The following is a 22,064-nucleotide window of genomic DNA, read 5'->3' on the forward strand; positions in this document are numbered from 1 at the left end:
CCCGGGTCACGTCTGTGAACGGTTGTCCGACCAGGCCGCCCAAAGCGTTGCGTATTGACCGCCGGAGGCCACGAGTTCGTCGTGTGTCCCGCTTTCGACGATCACGCCCGCGTCGAGCACGACGACGCGATCCGACGCGGCCGCCTGGGTCAGCCGGTGCGCGACGACCAGACCGGTCCGGCCCTCCAGCGCCGCGGCCGCGGCGGCTTCGAGGGTCTTCGCACCCGCGCTCCCGGCTTCGGCGGTCGCCTCGTCGAGGATCGCGATCGGCGGATCGGCGAGCACCAGCCGCGCGAGCGCCAGCTGTTGCGACTGGGTGACGGTCAGCTGATGCCCGCCCTCGCCGACCACGGTCGCGAGACCTTCGCTCAGCGCCTCCGCCCACCCGCGCGCGCCGACCTTTTCCAGTGCTGCCAGCAGTTCCGTGTCGGACGCGCCGGGACGGGCGAGCCGGAGGTCGTCCGCCAGCGAACCGGCGAAGACGTGCACCTCCTGGCTGATCGACGCGACCGCCTGCCGCGTGGCGGAGGGCCCGAGCTCGTCGAGCGGGACTCCGCCGAGGGAGATCGTCCCCGCGCCCGGGGTGTGGATCCCGGCGATCAGTTTGGCCAGCGTGGTCTTGCCCGCGCCGCTCGCACCGACCAGCGCGACCCGCTCGCCGGGGGAGAGGCCGAGATCGATCTCCCGCAGCACCGGATGACCGTCCACATAGGAGTGGGAGATGCCCGCCGCCTTCACCGAGGCGTCGACGGGTTTCGCCGGCCGTTCGGGTTCGCGCGGCGCGGGCAGGTCGGCGACGCCGATCAGCCGGGCGAGGCTCGCGGCGGCCGCCTGCGCGTCGTCGACGAGCGCCAGCGCGGTGTTGATCGGACCGAAGAGGCTGTGGAAGTACAAGGCCGCCGCGGTCGCCGCGCCGACCGTCACGGCGTCGGCGCCCACCAGCAGGAACCCGGCCGCGAGCACGGCCGAGAGACCGACGAACTCGGCCAGGTTGAGCCGGGCGAAGAACTTCGTCATCAGCCGGACACCGCGCAGCATCAGGTCCATCGCGCCCTCGGACCGCTGCCGGACGCGCTCCACGTGGGCGTCGGCGAGCCGGAACGCGCGGACGGTCTTCGCGCCGCCGATCGTGTCGAGCAGTTGCTGCTGCTGCGAACCCGTCGCGATCCGCTGCTTCGCGTACAACGGCACGGCGTTGCGGACGTACCAGCGCACGGTGTGCAGCTGGATCGGCGTCGCGAGCAGTGCCGCCAGAAGGAACCGCCAGTCGAGGACGGCGAGCGCGCCGAGGGTCAGCACGATCGTCAGCACCGAGCGGCCCAGCTCGGGCAACGCTTCGCGGACCGCCCTCGCGACGACCGTGACGTCGTTGGTGACGCGGGCGGTCAGGTCGCCCGAGCCCGCGCGTTCGACCTGGTCCAGCGGGAGCCCCAGCGCCCGGTCGACGAACCGTTCGCGGAGTTCCGCGAGCAGTGTTTCGCCGAGCTTGGCGGTGAGCGAGACACCCAGTGCCGTCGCGATCGCCTGGGCGACGGCGACCAGGACCAAGGCCACCACGGGGGTGGTCAGCTCGGTCGCGGGCCGCTTCTCGATGACCAGGTCGACGATGTGGCCGAGCAGCCGGGCGGTCAGCAGCCCGATCGCGGTGGCGCCGACGAGCATCGCCAGCGCGCCGGCGGCGCGTGCCTTCGAAGTGCGGAGCAGTTCGCCGAGGACCGCCCGGATCCGCTTGCCGTCCGCGGTGGGGAGGAGTTCGCGGGTCACGACAGCACCGCCGCGCGGTAGTCGGCGCGATCGCGGGCGAGTTCGGCGTGGCCGCCCTCACCGGTGATCCGGCCGCCGTCGAGGACGACGACGCGGTCGGCCACGGCGAGCAGGGCGGGACTCGTGGTCACCAGGATCGTGGTCCGTCCTCTTCTCAGCCGGGCGAGCCCGGCGGCGATCTTCGCCTCGGTCACCGTGTCGACCGCCGTCGTCGGATCGTGGACGACGAGGACCGGCGCGTCCGCGGCGAGCGCGCGGGCGAGCGCGACCCGTTGCCGCTGGCCGCCGGAGAGGGAGCGCCCGCGTTCGGTGACCGCGGTCGCGGTGCCGTCCGGCAAGGCCGCCGCGACCTCGTCCGCGGCCGACGCGGCCAGAGCCTCGTCGGTGGAACGGCCGTCCGCGTGGACGTTCTCCGCCAGCGTTCCTTCGAACAGGTCCGCGTCGTGCGCGGCGACCAGGACGGCCGCCCGCACCCGTTCGGGGTCCACAGTGGACAGATCGACGCCGTCGACGTGGACCTTGCCCTCGGCCGGATCCGCCGCGCGGCCGAGGCAGTCGAGCAGATCGGTCGCGGCGGCCGGATCCGCGGCGACGACGCCGATCAGCTGCCCGGCCGGGATGTCGAGGTCGACGCCGCGGAGGCTGCCGTACGAGACCTCGGTGAACCGGACGTCGCCGGTGGCAGGCGAGGGGAGTTCGCCCTCGCCCGAGTCCACCGCGACCGGCGTGGTCAGCAGGTCGGCGACCCGGGAGGCCGACGCGCGGCCCTGCGCCAGCTCGCCGTTGACCCACGAGAAGATCAGGAAGGGGGTGAGCAGGAACTGGGCCAGCCCTACCGCGGCGACGAGATCGCCGACGCTGATCGATCCCGACGAAGCGAGATGCCCGCCGACGAGGGCGACGACCGCGATGAAGCCGCCGGTCAGCGCGAGCACCGCGCCGTCGTGCCAGGCCTTGGCCCGCGCGGCGCGCAAGGTCGCCTCGAGCGAGCTCTGGCTCGTCTCGCGGTAGCGGGCGACCGCGGCGGGTTCGGCGCCGATGCCCTTGAGCACCCGGAGGCCGGACACCAGGTCCGTGGCGACTCCCGAGGCGTGCGCGGACCGTTCCTGTTCCGCCTCGCTGCGGCGTTCGAGCGGCTTGCCGATGAGATGCGCGAGATACAGCAGCGGCGGCGTGCCCAGGAGCACGAGGAGCCCCAGCGGGAGCGAGATCCGCAGCAGCGCGATGGCGCTGACCAGTACCCCGGCGAGCGCGGCGATCCCGAACGGCAGTGCCGCGTTCACCACCCCGACGCGTTGCGCGTCGCTGGTGCCGATGTTGACCAGTTCGCCGGCGAGCTTGCCCTTGTCGGCGCCGCCACCGGGATGCAGGACCCGGCGGCTGATCGCGATGCGCAGGTCGTGCGCCGCCCGCAGAGACGCGCCCTCGGCCGCGCGCGCGGCGAACCGGTAGCTGTAGGACAGTCCCGCGAAGATCACGCCGAGCACGGCGATCCAGAACACGAGCGTGCCCGCCGATCCGCCGTCGACCGCCTGGTCGATCACCACGCCGATGATCACCGGGACGAGGGCTTCACCGCCCTGATGCCCGGCGGCCAGCACGGACGCGAGCGTGACCCGCCGTCGCTGCCCGGAAATCGCCTGCCGCAGGACACTCCGGCTGGTGGTGGCCGTAGCGGTCACCGGCGCCTCCGTTCGTGGTGGGGAAGGTAAGGCTAGTCTAAGTAGGTAGCTCGTTGAGGTGAACTCCGGCGTTCGGTTAGCCTCGCCTCACTCGAAGGAGGTTCCGTGGTCGTCACCGAACGCCCGCCCGTTGCGGCGTCCCCGCCCAGCGCGGCGGCACGGACGTTCCGCGCCGGCGGACTGCTGGTGGGGCTCGCCCTGCTGGCGCTGGTGTTCCTGCTCAGCATCTGGGTGGGGTCGAAGAGCATCCCGTTCACCTCCACCTGGTCGGTGCTGTGGCACAACGACGGCTCGACCGAGGCCGTGATCATCCACGACCTCCGTATCCCGCGGACCCTGCTGGGCCTGGTCGTCGGCGTCGCGCTCGGCCTGGCCGGCGCGGTGATGCAGGCGCTCACCCGGAACCCGCTCGCCGACCCGGGCCTGCTCGGCGTCAACACCGGTGCTTCGGCCGCGGTCGTCTCGGGGATCGCGTTCGTCGGGGTCACCAGCGTGCTCGGCTACATCTGGTTCGCCTTCGCCGGAGCGGCGATCGCCTCGGTCGTGGTGTACCTGCTCGGCTCCGCGGGACGCAGCGCCACGCCGGACCGGCTCGTGCTCGCCGGTTCGGCCGTCATGGCCGTGCTCCAGGCCTACATCGTCGGGATCCTGCTGCTGATGCCCGAGACGTTCAATCAGTTCCGCTTCTGGAACGTCGGTTCGCTCAGCGGCCGCAAATGGGACGTGTTCTGGCAGATCTCGCCGTTCGTGGCGGTCGGCGCGATCATCGCGCTGCTGCTGGCCCGTCCGCTCAACGTCCTCGCGCTCGGCGACCAGACCGGCAAGGCGCTCGGCGCCCACGTCGGCCGCACCCGGGTGCTGGGCGCGATCGTGGTGACCCTGCTCTGCGGCGCGGGTACCGCGGCGATCGGGCCGGTCGTGTTCCTCGGGCTCGCCGTGCCGCACGCCGCACGCCTGCTGGTCGGCCCGGATCAGCGCTGGGTCCTGCCGTATTCGATGCTGCTCGCGCCGATCGCGCTGATCGGTGCCGACGTCGTCGGCCGCGTGCTGAACCCGCCGGAGGAACTGCAGGCGGGCATCGTCGTCGCGTTCCTCGGCGCGCCGGTGTTCATCGCGCTCTGCCGCCGCAGGAAGCTGGCCAGGCTGTGACCGCGATCAAGGAGCACCCACGGATGAGCACCCGCGTCCTGCGCACCCCGGGCGGCGGGCTTTCCCTTCGCGTCACCCCGCGCGCCGCGATCGTCGTCGCGCTGCTGGCCATCGCCGTGTTCTTCCTCGGCGCGGTCAGCATGACCACCGGCGACTACCCGTTGTCCGTCGGCGAGGTCATCCAGACGCTGTTCGGCTTCGGTGACCGGAGCACCGAGTTCATCGTGACCACCCTGCGGCTGCCCCGGTTGCTGACCGCGCTGCTGGTCGGCGGCGCGCTCGCGGTCAGCGGCGCGATCCTGCAGAGCCTGTCGGGGAATCCCTTGGGCAGCCCCGACTTCATCGGGTTCACCGAGGGCGCGGCCGCCGGGGCGCTGCTGACGATCATCGTGGTGCACGGTGGCATGCTTCAGGTTTCGCTGGGCGCGCTGGTCGGTGGCGTCGTGACCGCGGGCTTGATCGCGTTGCTGGCGCTGAAGGGCGGCGTCCACACCTTCCGGCTGATCCTCGTCGGAATCGGGGTGAACGCGATGCTCCTCGCGTTCAACTCCTACCTGATCACCAGGGCTTCCTGGCAGGACGGCCTGGCGGCGCAGGCGTGGCTGGTCGGCGGGCTCAACGGCCGCGGCTGGGAGCACGTCGTCCCGGTCGCGATCGCCATCGCCGTCCTGGTGCCGCCGGCCGTCGTCTACGGCAGAAGGCTTTCCCTGCTGGAGATGGGGGACGACTCGGCCAAGGGACTCGGCGTGCCGGTGCAGCGGAGCCGGGTGGTGCTCCTCGGGGTCAGTGTCGGGCTGTGTTCGATCGCGACGGCGGCCGCCGGCCCGATCGCGTTCCTGGCGCTCGCCGCGCCTCAGCTGGCGAAGCGGCTCACACGGTCTTCGGGCCCGGGGCTCGCCGCCGCGGCGCTGATGGGCATGCTCCTGCTGGTGGCCAGCGATCTGATCACCCAGCAGTTCTTGGCGGGGTTGCCCGTCGGTCTCGTGACCGGGGCGATCGGCGGGGTCTACCTGGCCTGGTTGCTGGTGTCCCGGCGCGGGGTCAGCCGAACTGCGCGCTGACCGGCTCGATCGGCGCGGGCTCGCCGAAGCGGGCCAGCGCCAGCGCCGCCGAAACCGCGAGCACGAACCCGACCGCCGCCACGGCCGCGAACCCGGGTCGAGTGGTGTCGCCCAGCACGAGCACCCCGGCCAGGGAGGGGAACACGGTCTCGCCGATCACCATCATCGCGGTCGACGTCGTGACACTGCCGCGCTGCAACGCGGTGGCGTAGAACAACATCGCCAGCGCACCCGCCACACAGAGCGTGTACGTCGCCGGGTCGGTGAGCAGGTCCAGCGGGGCGAGGCTGGTGAGCGCCCGCCCGGAGAGGGCGACCACGCCGAAGCACAGTCCGGCGATCAGGCCCAGCGCCGGGGTCCGGATCCGGCGCGACGCTCGTCCGGCGAACATCCCGGCCGTGCCGAGTACCACGACCGCGCCGACCAGCACGAGCCGGAAACCCATCCCCGTCGAGGCCGACCCCTCGCTCTCCGCCGACATCCCGAGCAACGCGAGCCCGGCGCAGACGACCGCGACCGCCGTCCACTCGCGACGGCCGAGCCGGACCCCGAGTGTCCGCGCGGCCACCGCCGTCACGGCGAGGCTGCCCGCCAGCGCCGCCTGGACCACGAACAGCGGCAGCACGCGCAGGGCGGCGACCTGGGCGACGAACCCGATGACGTCGAGCGCCAGACCCGCGACGAACTTCCACTGCCGCAGCACCCGCACGAGCAGGCGGGGATCGACGCGGTCTTCCGCGCCCGACGTCGCTTTCGCGGCGATCGCCTGCATCACCGACGCGACGCCGTACGCGCAGGCCGCGAAGAACGCGCAAACCAAACCCCACCACATGAATCGAGCCTAGCCCTGCGGTGCCGACACGTAACTCACGTGATCAGGCGCGTAACTCACGTGTTTGGGCGCGCATCATCGAGTTACGCCTTCGATCACGCGAGTTACGCCTTCGATCACGCGAGTTACGCGCTCAATCACGCGAGTGCGCCGTATGTGTAGGGTGAGCCCATGTCGAACACGAGTTCGAGTGGCGCCGAGTCGGTGGATCGCGCCTGGCCGGACGGGGTCGCCGAGGACGAAGCCGGGCTCCAGTGGGACTTCCTGCGGTTCCTCCGCGCAACGGCGGTGAACAAGGTCGCCGGGCTGACCAGGGAGCAGGCGGCCGCGACGCCGCTGCCGTCGTCCCCGCGGATGAGCGCGCTGGGGCTGCTCAAGCATCTGACCGCCGTCGAGCGCTGGTGGCTCTCGATCGAGGCGGGCGGTGCCGGCCTGCCTTCGCTCTGGGAAGGGTCACCGGATCCGAGCTGGGACCTGACCGAAGACGACGACCCGCGTTCCGTCGTCGAGGCGTACCGCGCCGAGTGGGCCTTGGCGGAGTCGTCGCTGGCCGGGGTCTCGCCGGACGATCGCGCGCGGAGGTCGGGGAGGTTCACCGTCCGCTGGGTGCTCGCGCACGTGGTCCAGGAGACGGCGCGACACGTCGGGCACTTGGACATCCTGCGGGAGCTGGCCGACGGAACCACGGGGGAGTAGCGCCGTAAGGTGTCCGCATGGCTGACAGGCTGTACTTCCGGCAATTGCTCGCTGGCCGTGACTTCGCGGTGGGGGATCCCGTCGCGACGCAGATGGTCAACTTCGCCTATCTGATCGGCGACCGGGAGACCAACGAGGCCGTCATCGTCGACCCGGCGTACGCCGTCGGCGATCTGCTGGACCTGCTGGAAGCCGACGGCATGCGGCTGACCGGCGTCCTCGCCACGCATCATCATCCCGACCACGTCGGCGGCGAGATGATGGGCTTCTCGCTGCCGGGGATCGCGGAGCTGCTGGAGCGCGTCCAGGTGCCGATCCACGTCAACGGCGCGGAGGCCGAGTGGGTCCGTCGGATCACCGGTGTCTCCGAGGCCGACCTGCGGTCGCACGACCACGACGACGTCGTCGAGGTCGGCGCGGTGCCGATCCGGTTGCTGCACACGCCCGGGCACACACCGGGCAGCCAGTGTTTCCTGGTCGACGGCAAGCTCGTCTCCGGCGACACGCTGTTCCTCGAAGGCTGCGGCCGGACCGATTTCCCCGGCGGTGACGCCGAGGCGATCTATCGGAGCCTGCAGTGGCTCGCCGGGCTGGACGGTGATCCGGTCGTCTATCCGGGGCACCAGTACTCGGCGGAGCCGTCGGCGAACCTGTCGAGGGTGAAGGACACGAACTTCGTCTTCCGGCCGAAGTCGCTGGACGAATGGCGGCTGATGTTCGGCGGCTGACCCGCGTTCAGAGGACTAAACGCGTCGTGTCGTCCTGATGTCCGTGAAGGCCTCCTTGAGGGACCCAGAGTCTCGCAAGGAGGCCTTCACGGCCAGCCGCGACCGTGACCAGAGAGCCCGCCACGCCATACTTGACTTCCCCTCAATAGACGCGGAAGGGCTCAGCGTCCTCCGCCTGCCTGAGCCCCGATCGGCGTGTCGCGAAAGCCACTTTGAGGACATCAGATGTCCCGAAAGTGGGGCGGATTCATGGGGTCGTTGCAACATCCTTCGTGAGCTGGGAGTTGTGGTGGCTGGTGGGTTGGTGTTGCCGCGTGTGGTGCGGGTGCGGTTCTGGGATGCGGTGCGGGCGGGGTGTCTGCCTAAGCGTGCCGCCCGTTTGGTGGATGTGTCGCACGAGACCGGGCGGCGGTGGTTCGCGCAGGCTGGTGGGGTGATCGGGAACGCACCTGGCTCGTTGGGTGAGCGCTATCTGAGTTTGGCTGAGCGGGAGGAGATCTCTCGTGGTCTGTCCGGGGGTCTCTCGTATCGGGAGATCGCTCGGCAGCTGGGCAGGGCCCCGTCGACGATCAGCCGGGAGGTGACGAACAACGGTGGCCGGGGCGGGTATCGAGCGCATCGGGCGGAGTCGGCGGCGCGGGATCGGGCCCGGCGGCCGAAGACCGCGAAGCTGGCCGAGGCCGGTAATCGCGAGTTGCGGGATCATGTGCAGGCGCGGTTGCTGCAGGAGTGGTCTCCGGGGCAGATCACAGCCAGGCTGGCGATGGAGTTCCCCGACCGGCCGGAGATGCGAGTGTCACACGAGACGATCTACCAGTCCTTGTATGTGCAGAGCCGGGGAGCGCTGCGCCGCGAGCTCACCGCGTGTTTGCGGACAGGACGGGCGCTGCGCCGCCCGCGCAAGCAAGCACAGGCACGACGGTCACGGATCCCTGACCTCGTCGAGATCAGCGAACGGCCGGCCGAAGCCGAGGACCGGGCAGTCCCGGGGCATTGGGAAGGCGACCTGATCACCGGTGCCGGTAACAAGTCCGCGATCGGCACCCTCGTGGAACGCTCCACTCGGTTCGTCATACTGCTGCACCTGCCCCACGGCCACGATGCGATCCAGGTCCGGGACGCGATGATCGACGCGATCCAGACCCTCCCGCACCAGTTGCGGCGGTCACTGACCTGGGACCGGGGCAACGAGATGGCCCGTCACGCCGACATCACCCTCGCCACCGACCTGGCCATCTACTTCTGCGACCCGCACTCCCCATGGCAACGCGGGACGAACGAGAACACCAACGGCCTGCTTCGCCAGTACTTCCCCAAAGGGACCAACCTGCACCAGCACACCGCAGAACACCTCACCGCAGTCGCCGCACGACTCAACAGCCGCCCCCGCAAAACACTGGACTGGCACACCCCACTCGAAAAACTCACCACGCTACTGTCCTAAACAGAGCACGTTGCGACCACCGCATGAATCCGCCTGGCTTTCGCGACACGTCCTTCCCACCGCGCCCCGTATCCGCGTTCAGAGGACTAAACGCGTCCAGATCGCGGGACGCGAGGCTCGCGGATTGACCAGTCCGGTGCGGGGAGCCGAAGCTCGGGACCGTGACGCTCAAGCTGCATTGGTTCCTGCCCACCACCGGTGACGGCCGCACGATCGTGGAGCACTTCCACGCCAGCCGCGCCGCCGGGGCGTCCGCCGCCCGCGAGCCGAGCCTCGACTACCTCGCGCAGGTCGCCCGCGCCGCCGAGGCCAACGGTTTCGAAGGCGTGCTGACGCCGACCGGGACCTGGTGCGAGGACGCCTGGCTGACGACGGCCGCCCTGATCCGCGAGACGAGAAGCCTCAAGTTCCTGGTCGCGTTCCGGCCGGGCACGGTCTCCCCGACGCTGGCCGCGCAGATGGCCGGGACGTTCCAGCGGATCTCGCAGGGGCGGGTGCTGCTCAACGTCGTCACCGGCGGCGACACGGTGGAGCAGCGCCGGTTCGGTGACTGGCACGATCACGACCAGCGTTACGCCCGCACCGGCGAGTTCCTGGAGATCGTGCGTGGGGTGTGGAGCGGCAAGCCGTTCGACTTCGACGGCGAACACCTCAAAGTCGAGGGAGCGACCACGCGCGCGGCGCCGGATCCGGTTCCGCCGATCTATTTCGGTGGGTCGTCCCCGGCGGCGCTCCCGGTCGCGGCGAGGCACGCCGACGTCTACCTCACGTGGGGCGAGCCGCCCGCGCAGGTCGCCGAGAAGATCGCCAAGGTCCGCGAGCTCGCCGAGGAGCAGGGACGGAAGCTCCGCTTCGGCATCCGGCTGCACACGCTTTCTCGCGACACGTCGGCGGAAGCCTGGGCGGAAGCGGGGAAACTGCTGGACGCGATCGATCCGGAGCGGATCGCCCACACCCAGAAACAGTTGTCCGCCAGCGAATCCGTGGGCCAGCAGCGGATGGCCGCGCTGCACGGCGGAAAGACCGACGGTGGCGTCCGCGGGCTGGAGGTGTACCCGAATCTCTGGGCCGGGATCGGCCTCGTGCGCGGTGGCGCGGGCACGGCCCTCGTCGGCAGCCACGGGGAAGTCGCCGACCTCATCGAGGAATACCACGCGCACGGCATCGAGGAGTTCGTCCTCTCCGGATACCCGCATCTGGAAGAGGCGTACTGGTTCGGCGAGGGCGTGCGCCCGGAGCTGGTCCGGCGAGGGCTCGTCGCATAGCGCTCAGAGTGTGCGCGACAATGCCAAAGCGGCGGTCCGCACCGCGGGCGCGACCCGGTTGGTGTGCATGCGATTCGCCCAGCCGGAAATCGACAACGCCGCCACCGCGACCCCTTGCGCGTCGAGCAGCGGGCTCGCCGCGCAGACGACACCGACGCCGGATTCCTCGCGTTCGAACGCGATTCCCTCGCCGTGGATCTTGGCCAGTTGACGGCGCAGCAGCCCCGCGGCGGTGATCGTCCGCACGCTCACGCGGGGCAAACCGGCGTCGACCACTTGGGACACCACGGATTCCGGCGAGAACGCGAGGATCGCCTTGCCGACGCCGGTGGCGTGCGCGGGGAACCGGCCGCCGATCCGGGACGGCAAGGATGGCGCGTCGGGCCCTCGCAGGATGTCGAGGTAGACGACCTCGGTGCCTTCCAGGACCGCGAGGTGCACGGTGTTGCGGGTCGCTTCACGGAGATCGGCGAGATACGGCCGCGCCGCCTCGACGAGTCCGCGGCGCCGGACGGCCAGTTGGCCGATCTCGAACAGCTTGAGCCCGAGCCGCAACGCCGCGCCCTCGCGTTCGAGCAGACCGGTCGCGACCAGGTGCCCGGTGAGCCGGTGGACGGTCGATTTCGCCAGGCCGGTGCGCCGCGCGAGTTCGGAGACGCCGAGCGCGTCGTCACCGGGGCGGAAGGCCGAGAGCAGCGCGGAGATCCGGGCGGCGACGAGGCCGTCCGCTCCGGTTCGTTCCGGGTCGTCGTTCCGCCCAGCGGCACGCATGGGTTGAGTGTGCCCTATCCGCTCGGGGAGCGTCACCTGGCATGGCGCAACGGAAAGCGGTGGCCGCGATCGTCGGTCCCGGGAACATCGGCACCGACCTGCTCGCGAAGCTGAGGCGCAGCGAGCACGTCGAGGTGCGGTACATGGTCGGCGTGGACCCGGATTCGGACGGGCTGGCGAAGGCCGCGGAACTGGGACTGGAGACCTCCGCCGGCGGGGTCGACTGGCTGCTTTCGCGCGACGAGCTGCCGGACCTGGTCTTCGAAGCGACCTCGGCGAAGGCGCATCTGGCGAACGCGCCGCGGTACGCGACCGCCGGGATCCGCGCGATCGACCTGACCCCGGCCGCGGTCGGCCCGTTCACCTGCCCCGCCGTGGGCCTGCCCGAACGACTCGACGTGCCCAACGTCAACCTGATCACCTGCGGTGGCCAGGCCACGATCCCGATCGTGCACGCGGTGTCGCGCGTGACGCCGGTGCCTTACGCGGAGATCGTCGCGTCCGTCTCGTCGCGCTCGGCGGGCCCGGGGACCCGGGCGAACATCGACGAGTTCACCGCGACGACGGCGCGCGGGATCGAACTCGTCGGGGGAGCGAGCCGCGGCAAGGCGATCATCATCATCAATCCGGTCGAACCGCCGATGATCATGCGGGACACGGTGTTCTGCGCGATCGACCCGGACGCGGACTTCGACGCGGTGAGCGAATCCATCCACCGGATGGTCGAGACGGTCCAGGGTTACGTCCCGGGTTACACGCTCAAGGCGGACCCGCAATACGACCCACCGCGGCCAGGGTGGAGCGGACAGGCGCGGGTCGCGGTGTTCCTGGAGGTCGCCGGGAACGGGGACTTCCTGCCGAAATACGCCGGGAACCTCGACATCATGACGGCCGCGGCCGCTCGTGTCGGCGACCTTCTGGCCACTCAGGAGGTGGCGGCATGAGCTGGGACGACGTGAGCCGTGAGGTCCGGATCGTCGACACGAGCCTGCGCGACGGCAGCCACGCGATGGCGCATCAGTTCACCGAGAAGAACGTGCGTGACACCGTCCGGGCGCTGGACGACGCCGGGGTCTCGCTGATCGAGGTCAGCCACGGCGACGGGCTCGGCGGCTCGACGTTCAACTACGGGTTTTCCCTTGTGGACGAACGGAAGCTGATCGAGGCGGCGGTCGACGAGGCGCGGCACGCGAAGATCGCGGTGCTGCTGCTGCCGGGACTCGGCACGGTCGGCGACCTGCGGGTGGCCGCGGACCTCGGTGCCGGCGCGGTCCGGATCGCGACCCATTGCACCGAGGCCGACGTCTCCGTCCAGCATTTCGGCGCGGCGAGGGAACTCGGCTTGGAGACGGTCGGTTTCCTGATGCTGTCCCATATGTCCACGCCGGAAGCGCTGGCGAAGCAGGGCCGGATCATGGTCGACGCCGGCTGCCAGTGCGTGTACGTCGTCGACTCCGCCGGGGCGTTGATCCTGGAGGACGCGGGCGAACGCGTCGCCGCGCTGGTCGCGGAATTCGGGGACGAGGCGCAGGTCGGGTACCACGGGCACCAGAACCTCAGCTTCGGTGTCGCGAACTCGGTGCTCGCCTACCGGGCCGGCGCGCGGCAGATCGACGGTTCCCTCGTGGCCCTCGGCGCGGGCGCGGGCAACTCGCCGACCGAGGTCCTCGCGGCGACCTTCGAGAAGCTCGGGATCCGCACGGGCGTCGACAAGGACGTGTTGATGGACGCGGCCGAGAACGTCGTGAAGCCCTACATCACCCGGCTGCCGGTGATGGACCGGTCGTCGATCGTGCAGGGTTTCGCCGGGGTGTACTCGAGTTTCCTCCTGCACGCCGAACGCGCCGCCGAGCGGTACGACGTCCCGGCGCACGAAATCCTGTATCGCGTCGGCGCCGCGAAATACGTGGGCGGGCAGGAGGACATGATCATCGACATCGCCCTGCAACTGGTCGCCGAACGCGGTCAGGGCTGACGGTCGGCGCCGAGCACGAGGCGGACACAGTGGTCGATCAGGCGCTCCCGGCTCACCTTGAGCGAGCCGTCGAGATAGGCGATGAACACGTTGCTCAGCGCGCCGACCAGCCCGATCGAGGTCATCTGCCGTTCGGCCGCGTCGCCGTGGGACAGCTGCCCGCTGACCAGCTCGGCGAAGGAGGGGAGGAGCGCGATCCCGCGCGTGGTCAGCGCGGGATCGGTGATCGGCGCGAGGAGGAGCACGCGGCCCTTGCGCGGGTCGTCGAGCATCAATTCGACGAAGGCGCGGACGGCGGCCTTGGCCCGCTCGGCGGGTTCGGCCGTGTCGCTGACCGCGTCGACCAGCGCTTGCCGGGCCTGCTCTCCGATGTGCTCGTAGACCGCGACGACCAGTTCCTCGCGGTCGGCGAAGCTCTCGTAGAAGTACCGTTCCGTGAGCTTGGCGTGACGGCACACCGCGCGGACGCTCACCCCCGCGCTGCCCTGGGTCCCGAGCAGATCGAGGCCCGCGTCGACGAGTTGTCCCCGCCGCGCGGCCTTGCGGTCGTCCAGGGTCGTGCCTGCCCAGCTCCGGCCGGCCATGATCGGCTCCTCTTGTTGACTACGGCCGTTGTCAACTTTAACCTGACAACAGTTGTGGTCAATTTAACCAGCTCATTGAGGAGACCGGGGATGACGCAGCCGCGGCCGCTGGGACCGGATTCGCTGACCTGGAAGTACTTCGGCGACTGGCGCGGACTGCTCATCGCGCTCTGGGCCGGATCCATGCAGAACATGCACCCCGAGCTGGGCGCGGGCGTCGAAGAGCACTCGCGGTTCTTCGAGGAGCGCTGGCAACGGCTGTTCCGCTCGCTGTACCCGATCGGGGGAGTGATCTACGACGGCCCGCGGGCGCGCCAGACCGCGTTGGAGGTGCGGGGTTACCACGATCGGATCAAGGGCGTCGACAAGCACGGGCGGCGCTATCACGCGCTCAACCCGGACACGTTCTACTGGGCGCATTCGACGTTCTTCGTGAGCGCGATCCTCATCGCCGACAACTTCTGCGGCGGCATCGGCGAGGCCGAGAAACGCAAGCTCTTCGACGAGCACGTCCAGTGGTACGAGATGTACGGCATGAGCATGCGCCCGGTGCCGGAGTCGTGGGAGGACTTCCAGCTGTACTGGAAGCGCATGTGCGAGGACGTGCTGGAGGACAACAAGGCCACGCGCGACGTCCTCGACATCAAGGACCTCCCGAAGCCGATTTTCCTGCCCTGGCTGCCGGATTTCGCGTGGAAGCTCGTGCGCGGGCAGGTGGCGCGGAACTTCGTCTGGCTCACGGTCGGCCTGTACGACCCGCCGATCCGCGAACGGCTCGGCTACACCTGGACCGGACGCGACGAGCGGCGGCACCGCCGGGTGGGCAAGCTGATCAACGCGGCGTTCAAGCTGGTCCCGCGCGATCGCCGCTACCACCCGCGCGCCAGGGCGGGCTGGCGCCGCGAGCGTGGCGAACTGGCCCCGGACGCGCCGTTGGTCGAGACTCCCGCGAGGAACCTTCCGCCGCTTTCGGAGCGGGGCAAACCCGAGCACTACTCACCGAACGTCTGACTAGGAGCCTCGATGAAGCTGGGTTACCACCTCGGTTACTGGTCGTCCGGCCCGCCGGAAGGCGCGCTGGACGCGGTTCTGCGGGCCGAAGAACTCGGCTTCGACTCCGTGTGGACCGCCGAGGGCTACGGCTCGGACGCGTTCACCCCGCTCGCCTGGTGGGGCGCGTCGACCAGCCGGATCAAACTCGGCACCAACATCGTCCAGATGTCGGCGCGCACCCCGACCGCGACGGCCATGCACGCGCTGACGCTGGATCACCTGTCCGGTGGACGGTTCGTGCTCGGGCTCGGCGCGTCCGGGCCGCAGGTGGTCGAAGGCTGGTACGGGCAGCCCTATCCGAAGCCGCTCGCCCGCACCCGCGAGTACGTCGACATCGTGCGGAAGGTCGTCGCGCGCGAGGCGCCGGTGACCCATGACGGGCAGCATTTCCAGCTGCCGCTGCAGGGCGGGACCGGGCTCGGCAAACCACTGAAGTCCACAGTGCACCCGTTCCGCGAGGAGATCCCGATCTTCCTCGCCGCGGAAGGGCCGAAGAACGTGGCGCTGTCGGCCGAGATCTGCGATGGCTGGCTCCCGTTGTTCTTCTCGCCCAAGAGCGATGCCTTCTATCGGACGGCTCTGGAGGAGGGCTTCTCGCGGCCCGGTGCCCGGCACGGTTTCGACGACTTCGAGGTCGCCGCTTCCGTTCCAGTGCTCGTCCACGACGACGTCGAAGAGGCCGCGAGCTGGATCAAACCGTCGCTCGCGCTCTACATCGGTGGTATGGGCGCGAAATCGGTCAACTTCCACCACGACGTCTTCGCCCGGATGGGGTACGAGGACGTCGCCGACAAGGTGCAGGAGCTGTATCTGGCCGGGCGCAAGGACGAGGCGACGGCCGCGATCCCGACTCCGCTGGTGGAGGACACGTCGCTGATCGGGCCGGCGGAGAAGATCCGCGACGAACTCGCGGCGTGGGAGGAGACCGTGGTGACCACATTGCTGCTGCGCGGGGATGCCGCGACGCTCACGAAGGTCGCCGAGACCCTCGCGTAGCCGCTCCCGGCATGCATTTAGTCCTCTAAATGCGTATGGCATCGGCCGCGCGTGAAGGCCTCCTTCCCTCGGCTCAGCCGAGGAAAGGGGTCCTTCACGCGCGGCCAAGTACATGAAGGCCCCCTTCCTTGCGTCTAGCGCAAGGAAGGGGGCCTTCATGTACTTCAATGCGAGGGCGGCGGTGGCGTAGCGGGTCGCGTCTTTGGTGGGGTTGCGGCAGTGAGGCCCATCACGTAGCGTCCCGGCCACGAACATGAAGTCGGTTCATGTTCGTGGCCGGGAGGTGCGACTCATGACGGTGAGCCGGAGGCGGGTTCTCGCGGGCGCGGCGGCGTTGCCCGTCGCGGCGAGCGTGCTCGGCGCCCAGCAGGCGCAAGCGGCGCCGGCGAAGGGTTTCCGTGTCGGCGTCGGCATTTCCGACGTCACCGGCCCGGCCGCCGAGAACGGCATGATGGGCTACTCGATGCCGCAGCAGCAGACCGCCGGCATCCACCTCCGCACCCGGGCGCGCGCGTTCGTGGTCGACGACGGCGCCAAGCGGATCGCCTTCGTCACCGCCGACCTCGGCGCGCTCTTCCAGTCCGTCCACCAGGGCGTGCTGCGCAAGCTCCAGGCCGCGTACGGCGAGCTCTACACCGAGCAGAACGTCCTGCTCAACGCCACGCACACACACTCCGCGTGCGGCGGGGACTCCCATTACGCCGCCTACGATCTGGCGATCCTGGGCTTCCAGCAGCAGGTGTACGACGCGCACGTCGACGGGATCTTCGAGGCCATCGGCCGCGCGCACGCGAACCTCGCGCCAGGCGCGATCCGGCTCGGCCGTGCCGAGCTCACCAAGGCCAGCGTCAACCGCTCGCGCAAGGCCTTCGACCTGAACCCGCAGGCGGACAAGGACCACTTCCCGCAGGCCATCGACCCGGCCGTGACGGTCCTGCGGTTCAGTCAGAACGGCATCGACGTCGGCGCGATCAGCTGGTTCGCCACGCACGGGACGTCGATGAGCAACGGCAATCACCTGATCAGCGGCGACAACAAGGGATACGCCGCCTACGAGTGGGAGCACGACCACGCCGGCGTGCGGTACCTCGACGGGAACCCGAGGTTCGTCGCCGCCTTCCCGCAGACCAACACCGGCGACATGAGCCCGAACCTGAACCTCGAACCCGGCACGCCGGAAACCGAGTTCGAGAACACGCGCACCATCGGCGATCTCCAGTTCCGCGCCGCGAAGAGCGCCTTCGACGCCGCCGCCGAGGCCGTGACGGGCGGTGTCGACCACCGGATGTGCTTCGTGGACATGTCCAACGTGGCCGTCGACGCGAAGTACACGCCGAACGGGCGGCCGCAGCGCACCTGCACGGCCGCGATCGGCGTCTCGATGCTGGCGGGTAGCCGCGAGGACGGCCCCGGCCTGCCGCTGCCGGAAGGGGTCAAGAACCCGTTCATCGACTGGCTCGGCGGCATCGACGCGCCGATCCCGCAGGCACTCGCCGACGCCCACGCGCCGAAGGTGATCGCGGTGCCGTTCGGCGCGATGAAGCCGTATCCGTGGACGCCGGAGGTGCTGCCACTGCAGCTCGTCCGGATCGGGCAGCTGCACCTCGTGGCGGTGCCCGCCGAGCTGACCATCGTCGCCGGGCTGCGGCTGCGCCGCACCGTCGCCGCCGAGCTCGGTGTCCCGCTGGAGAACGTGCTCATCCAGGGCTACTCCAACGCCTACAGCCAGTACGTCACCACGCCCGAGGAGTACGACTCGCAGCAGTACGAAGGCGCGTCGACCCTCTACGGCCGCTACACGCTTCCCGCGTACCAGCAGGAATTCGCCAAACTCGCGGCGGCGATGAAGGCGGGGACGTCGGTCCCGCACGGCCCGACGCCGCGGGATCTGCGCGGCAAGCTGATCAACTTCCAGCCCGGCGTCGTCTTCGACAGCCCGCCCGCGTTCAAGAACTTCGGTGACGTCCTGGCCGACGCGAAGAGCACTTACGCGCGGGGCGAGCAGGTCGCGGTCGAGTTCGTCACCGGGCATCCGAAGAACGACCTGCGACGCGGCGGTACGTTCCTCGAGATCCAGCGGCTGGTCGACGGCAAGTGGGTCCGTCACGCCGACGACGGCGACTGGGACACGAAGTACCACTGGGCGCGGACGTTCGTCGCCGAATCGAAAGCCGTCGTCCACTGGAAGATCCCCGCGAACGCCCCGATCGGCAAATATCGCGTGATCCACTTCGGCAACTGGAAGAACGGCTGGAACGGGGCGATCTCCGCGTTCAGCGGGACTTCGCGGACGTTCGTCGTCTCCTGACCCGGAAGGATCTTTCGTGCGGAAGCTCGCCGTACTCGCCATCGCCGCCGCGATGTTCGCCGGAACCGCCGTGCCCGCCCAGGCGGCGGTCTCGGTGAAGGTCATGGCGTTCAACATCTGGCAGCTGCCCTGGATCGCCAGCCCGAACACGTCGGACAAACAGGCCAGGGCTCGCGCGGCCGAGGACGTCATCCGTGCGAACGACGCCGACGTCGTCGTCCTGGACGAGGCGTTCAGCGCCCAGGCGGAGGACCTGCGGAACCGGCTGAAGGACGGCTGGCCACACCAGACCCCGCTCGTCGGGCAGCACTGCGGCACCTCGCCCGGCTGGACCACGGTGAACGGGAACTGCTCGAATTCCCCGATCGTGGTCAACGGCGGGGTCACCGTGCTCAGCAAGGCGCCGGTGACCGAACAGCACCAGCTGGTCTTCCGCAATTCCTACTCGGGCACCGCGGACTACCTGTCCAACAAGGGGGCCGCGCTCACCCGTCTGGTCGTCGGCGGGAAACCGCTGTGGATCGCGGGGACGCACATGCAGGCGGACGAGGGACCGGAGACGCTGCCGAAGGCGCACGAGATCCGGATGGCGCAGCTCGGCGAGATCCGGGACCTGGTCACGAAATACGCTCCCGCGAGCGAGCCGGTGGTCATCGCGGGCGACTTGAACATCGAGTTCTGGGCCGGGCAAGCGCGCAAGGATTCCCTAGGCCGGACCCAGGTTCAGCAGGGCGAGGCCGTCCTCGGCGGCGTTCTGCGCACGACGGGCGAAGGCGCGTACACCTTCGACGCGGCCACGAACCCGAACGCCGCGAAGTCCGTTCCGGCGACGTACCGCGACTCGCTGGACTACGTCGGCGCCGTGCGCGCGGGCGGCCGTCCACTCGCCGCTGTCGGCCCGGTACAGCTCGTGCATTACGACGGTGGCACGATTCCCTCCGACCACTACCCGGTGGTGGCCAAGATCCAATACTGAGGCCTTCATCGGGAGAACCGCCTCGAGGAGGATCATGGCAGCCCTGCCAGCACGGACGAGGTATCGCTACTCGCTCGGCTCGTTCGTCACCGGCCCCTTCGGCACGGTTCCCGGCCTGCTCCTCCTGAAGTACCTCACCGACACGATGGGCGTCGCCGCGGGCGTCGCCGGCGCGATCGTGTTCATTCCCAAGGCGTGGGACGTGCTCTTCAACCCGATCGCGGGAAGGCTGTCGGACGCGGACATGGTCCGCACCGGCAGCCGCCGCCGGTTCCTGCTCTTCGGCGGTATCGGCGTGTCTATCCTCTTCGCGGCCCTGTTCGCCCACCCCGGCTTCGGCGGCCCGGTGCCCGACGCGATCTACGTCGTCGTCGTGTTCCTGTTGTGCGCCACCGCGTACGCGTTCTTCCAGGTGCCGTTCAACGCGTTGCCCGCCGAACTGACCGACAACGCCGAGGAACGCACGAAGCTGACCAGCGTCCGGATCGGCTTCCTCGCGGTCGCCATCCTGATCTGCGGCGGCGGGGCCCCGGCGATCACCGAACTCGTCGGCGGCGTCGGCGGTTACCGCGTCATGGGTGTGTTCATCGCCGTGATCATCCTGCTGGCGACCCTCGGCGTGTACTTCGGGCTGAAGGACGCGCCGGTCGGCGCGCTGCGGCCGAACACGGTGAGCCCGCGTGAACTCCTCCGGACGCTCGCGCAGTGGCGGCCGTTCCGCTGGCTGCTCGGGGTCTACTTCGTCCAGGCGCTCGGTATCGGCACGGTGCTGGCCGCGATCCCGTTCTTCGCCGAACGGATCCTCGGCAGCTCCGGCTACTCCACGGTCCTGTTCGTCGGTTTCGTCGGTCCGGCGCTGCTGACGATGCCGCTGTGGCCGAAGCTCGGGGCGAGTGTCGGGAAACTGGCCGGGTTCCGGCTCGCCACCGCCGCGTTCGGCGTCGGTCTGTTCGGGCTCCTCGGGGCGAAGGTGTTCCCGTTCCCCGTCACGATGGTGTTCGTCGCCTTCTGCGGCGTCGGCTACGCGGGCATTTCGGTCTTTCCGCTGGCGATCCTGCCGGATCTGATCAGCGACGAAGAGGAGCGGACCGGGGAGACCAGGGCCGGGGTGGCGGCCGGGGTCTGGACCGCGTCCGAAACGCTGGGGCTCGCGCTCGGCCCGGGGATCTGGGGACTGGTACTGCAGTTCGGCGGCTACCAGTCGAGTCTCGCCCCGGGGGCCGCGCAGCCGGACAGCGCGCTGACGGCGATCCTGCTCGGCGCGTCGATCCTCCCGGCCGTGCTGATCCTGTTCGGCATCCCGCTGCTGCGCAGGTCGGTCCTGGAGCGCCGGGCGTGACCGCCGAGGACATCCTGAAGGAGCTTCGGGAACTTCGCGCGGGCGACCTGCCGACCCACGGCGGCCGGACGCTCGCGTACGTCTACGACAGCGGTCTGTCCGAAGTGGACGAACTCGGCGCGGCCGCGCACGCGCTGGCGTCGTCGGCCAACGGCCTCGACCCGACGGCGTTCCCGAGCCTGCTGCGCATGGAGAACGACCTCGTCGGTACCGCCGCACGGCTGCTGGGCGGTACGGCGTACACGGTCGGCTCGGTGACCTCGGGCGGCACGGAGTCGTGCATGCTCGCCGTCCTGGCCGCTCGCGACGCGCGTCCCGAGGTGACTTCGCCGAACATCGTGCTGCCCGCGACAGTGCACGCGGCGTTCCACAAGGCGGCGCACTTCTTCGGCGTCCGCGTGGTTCCGGTGCCCGTCGATCCGGTGACCTACCGCGCCGTCCCCGAGGCGATGGCCGGCGCGGTCGACGACGGCACGGTGCTCGTCGTCGCGAGCGCGCCGTCGTACGCCCACGGCGTCCTCGACCCGATCCCGGAGATCGCCGCGCTGCTGGACGGCGTCCGGTTCCACGTCGATGCCTGCATCGGTGGCTGGGTGCTGCCGTATCTGGGGCTCGGCCCGTTCGGCTTCGACGTCCCCGGCGTCACCAGCGTCTCGGTCGATCTGCACAAGTACGCGTACTGCCCGAAAGGCGTGTCGGTTCTCCTGCACGCCGACGCGGGCCTGCGCCGTCCGCAGTACTTCGCCAGCGCGGACTGGCCTGGTTACACGATGCTGAACACCACGCTGCAGAGCACGCGATCCGGTGGCCCGCTCGCGGCGGCGTGGGCCGTCGTGCGGCACGTCGGCGAAGAGGGTTACCGGAAGCTGGCCTCGGCGGCGCGTGAGGCGGCCGTGGAGATCCGTGCCGGGATCGAGGCGCTGGACGGCTTGCGCGTCCTCGGCGATCCGGTGTCCACCTTGCTCGCGTTCACCGTGGCGGATGGCGCCGGATTCGACCTGTTCACCGTCGCGGACGAGATGCGCGAGCGTGGCTGGTACGTCCAGCCGCAGTTCGCGCACGAGTCTTCGCCCGCGAACCTGCACCTGACCGTGACGGCCGCCAATCGGGGGAGTGAGAAGGACTTCCTGGCCGATCTCGCTGCTTCGGTCGCGGCCGCCCGGGCGGCAGGGCCGGTCGTCGTCGACCCGCAGGTGGCCGAGTTCGTCGCCGCGCTGGATCCGGCGACGCTGACGCCGGAGCAGTTCGCCGGGCTGCTGGCCGCCGCGGGGCTCGGCGGTGCGGCCGGGTTGCCCACCCGGATGGCGGAGATCAACGCGTTGCTGGCCACCGCACCCGGTCCGTTGCGGGAGCGGCTGCTGCTCGAATTCCTCGGCGCGCTGTACACGGCTTCCTGACCTTCCCTTGACGCAATCAGTCGGTTGCTATACAAAGTTATAGC

19 protein-coding genes are annotated in these 22,064 nt (G+C 70.0%); 14 read left to right on the forward strand and 5 right to left on the reverse strand.

What is annotated here, in order from left to right:
* Window positions 1-6 precede the first annotated feature (6 nt).
* The gene (locus tag ACOCEP_RS30090) at window positions 7-1,764 is read right to left on the reverse strand and encodes an ABC transporter ATP-binding protein (RefSeq protein WP_482332465.1); all 1,758 of its coding nucleotides are present in this window, start codon (window positions 1,762-1,764) and stop codon (window positions 7-9) included.
* On the reverse strand, window positions 1,761-3,446 hold the full coding sequence (locus tag ACOCEP_RS30095; RefSeq protein WP_482332466.1) for an ABC transporter ATP-binding protein: 1,686 nt from the start codon (window positions 3,444-3,446) through the stop codon (window positions 1,761-1,763). The genes ACOCEP_RS30090 and ACOCEP_RS30095 overlap by 4 nt, the downstream gene beginning before the upstream one ends.
* Window positions 3,447-3,551: 105 nt before the next feature.
* Here ACOCEP_RS30095 and ACOCEP_RS30100 point away from each other — a divergent pair, with 105 nt between their 5' ends.
* Window positions 3,552-4,595, forward strand: coding sequence for a FecCD family ABC transporter permease (locus ACOCEP_RS30100; protein ID WP_482332467.1), 1,044 nt, complete (start codon window positions 3,552-3,554; stop codon window positions 4,593-4,595).
* 23 nt (window positions 4,596-4,618) lie between these two features.
* On the forward strand, window positions 4,619-5,656 hold the full coding sequence (locus tag ACOCEP_RS30105; RefSeq protein ID WP_482332469.1) for a FecCD family ABC transporter permease: 1,038 nt from the start codon (window positions 4,619-4,621) through the stop codon (window positions 5,654-5,656).
* Here ACOCEP_RS30105 and ACOCEP_RS30110 read toward each other — a convergent pair.
* Window positions 5,637-6,488: a DMT family protein gene (locus tag ACOCEP_RS30110; protein WP_482332470.1), complete on the reverse strand. Its 852-nt coding sequence runs from the start codon at window positions 6,486-6,488 to the stop codon at window positions 5,637-5,639. The genes ACOCEP_RS30105 and ACOCEP_RS30110 overlap by 20 nt on opposite strands.
* 171 nt (window positions 6,489-6,659) lie before the next feature.
* On the opposite strand from ACOCEP_RS30110, the gene ACOCEP_RS30115 reads away from it, so the two are divergent.
* From ACOCEP_RS30115 to ACOCEP_RS30130, 4 genes are all read left to right on the forward strand, one after another.
* Window positions 6,660-7,184 (forward strand): DinB family protein, encoded by a 525-nt coding sequence (locus ACOCEP_RS30115; RefSeq protein ID WP_482332471.1) that lies wholly within the window; start codon window positions 6,660-6,662, stop codon window positions 7,182-7,184.
* Window positions 7,185-7,201: 17 nt separating this feature from the next.
* Window positions 7,202-7,912 (forward strand): MBL fold metallo-hydrolase, encoded by a 711-nt coding sequence (locus ACOCEP_RS30120; protein ID WP_482332472.1) that lies wholly within the window; start codon window positions 7,202-7,204, stop codon window positions 7,910-7,912.
* Window positions 7,913-8,198: 286 nt separating this feature from the next.
* Window positions 8,199-9,356 carry an IS30 family transposase gene (locus ACOCEP_RS30125; protein ID WP_482332473.1) on the forward strand — a complete coding sequence of 386 codons (1,158 nt, stop codon included), beginning with the start codon at window positions 8,199-8,201 and terminating at the stop codon, window positions 9,354-9,356.
* A 161-nt stretch (window positions 9,357-9,517) separates the two neighbouring features.
* Window positions 9,518-10,621, forward strand: a complete 1,104-nt coding sequence (locus ACOCEP_RS30130) for an LLM class flavin-dependent oxidoreductase (protein ID WP_482332474.1) — start codon at window positions 9,518-9,520, stop codon at window positions 10,619-10,621.
* 3 nt (window positions 10,622-10,624) lie between these two features.
* Here ACOCEP_RS30130 and ACOCEP_RS30135 read toward each other — a convergent pair whose 3' ends face one another.
* Entirely contained in the window at window positions 10,625-11,392 is a 768-nt protein-coding gene (locus ACOCEP_RS30135) for an IclR family transcriptional regulator (RefSeq protein ID WP_482332475.1), read from the reverse strand.
* A 41-nt stretch (window positions 11,393-11,433) separates the two neighbouring features.
* On the opposite strand from ACOCEP_RS30135, the gene ACOCEP_RS30140 reads away from it, so the two are divergent.
* On the forward strand, window positions 11,434-12,336 hold the full coding sequence (locus ACOCEP_RS30140; protein WP_038514145.1) for an acetaldehyde dehydrogenase (acetylating): 903 nt from the start codon (window positions 11,434-11,436) through the stop codon (window positions 12,334-12,336).
* Window positions 12,333-13,367, forward strand: a complete 1,035-nt coding sequence (gene dmpG / locus ACOCEP_RS30145) for a 4-hydroxy-2-oxovalerate aldolase (protein WP_482332476.1) — start codon at window positions 12,333-12,335, stop codon at window positions 13,365-13,367. The genes ACOCEP_RS30140 and dmpG overlap by 4 nt, the downstream gene beginning before the upstream one ends.
* On the opposite strand, the gene ACOCEP_RS30150 is transcribed toward dmpG, so the two are convergent.
* Window positions 13,358-13,951: a TetR/AcrR family transcriptional regulator gene (locus ACOCEP_RS30150; protein WP_125678355.1), complete on the reverse strand. Its 594-nt coding sequence runs from the start codon at window positions 13,949-13,951 to the stop codon at window positions 13,358-13,360. The two genes, dmpG and ACOCEP_RS30150, sit on opposite strands and share 10 nt — an antisense overlap.
* A 90-nt stretch (window positions 13,952-14,041) precedes the next feature.
* On the opposite strand from ACOCEP_RS30150, the gene ACOCEP_RS30155 reads away from it, so the two are divergent.
* From ACOCEP_RS30155 to ACOCEP_RS30180, 6 genes are all read left to right on the forward strand, one after another.
* Complete coding sequence (locus tag ACOCEP_RS30155; protein WP_482332477.1) at window positions 14,042-14,962, forward strand: oxygenase MpaB family protein; 921 nt, start codon at window positions 14,042-14,044, stop codon at window positions 14,960-14,962.
* Between the two features lie 12 nt (window positions 14,963-14,974).
* On the forward strand, window positions 14,975-16,000 hold the full coding sequence (locus tag ACOCEP_RS30160) for an LLM class F420-dependent oxidoreductase (RefSeq protein ID WP_482332479.1): 1,026 nt from the start codon (window positions 14,975-14,977) through the stop codon (window positions 15,998-16,000).
* A gap of 292 nt (window positions 16,001-16,292) precedes the next feature.
* Complete coding sequence (locus ACOCEP_RS30165; RefSeq protein WP_482332480.1) at window positions 16,293-18,308, forward strand: neutral/alkaline ceramidase; 2,016 nt, start codon at window positions 16,293-16,295, stop codon at window positions 18,306-18,308.
* 16 nt (window positions 18,309-18,324) lie between these two features.
* Window positions 18,325-19,284 carry a sphingomyelin phosphodiesterase gene (locus ACOCEP_RS30170; protein WP_482332482.1) on the forward strand — a complete coding sequence of 320 codons (960 nt, stop codon included), beginning with the start codon at window positions 18,325-18,327 and terminating at the stop codon, window positions 19,282-19,284.
* Window positions 19,285-19,318: 34 nt separating this feature from the next.
* Window positions 19,319-20,623 (forward strand): MFS transporter, encoded by a 1,305-nt coding sequence (locus ACOCEP_RS30175; RefSeq protein ID WP_482332483.1) that lies wholly within the window; start codon window positions 19,319-19,321, stop codon window positions 20,621-20,623.
* Complete coding sequence (locus tag ACOCEP_RS30180) at window positions 20,620-22,020, forward strand: pyridoxal phosphate-dependent decarboxylase family protein (RefSeq protein WP_482332485.1); 1,401 nt, start codon at window positions 20,620-20,622, stop codon at window positions 22,018-22,020. Before ACOCEP_RS30175 ends, ACOCEP_RS30180 begins: the two co-directional genes overlap by 4 nt.
* Window positions 22,021-22,064 lie beyond the last annotated feature (44 nt).

The organism is Amycolatopsis sp. CA-211722, assembly GCF_056828465.1.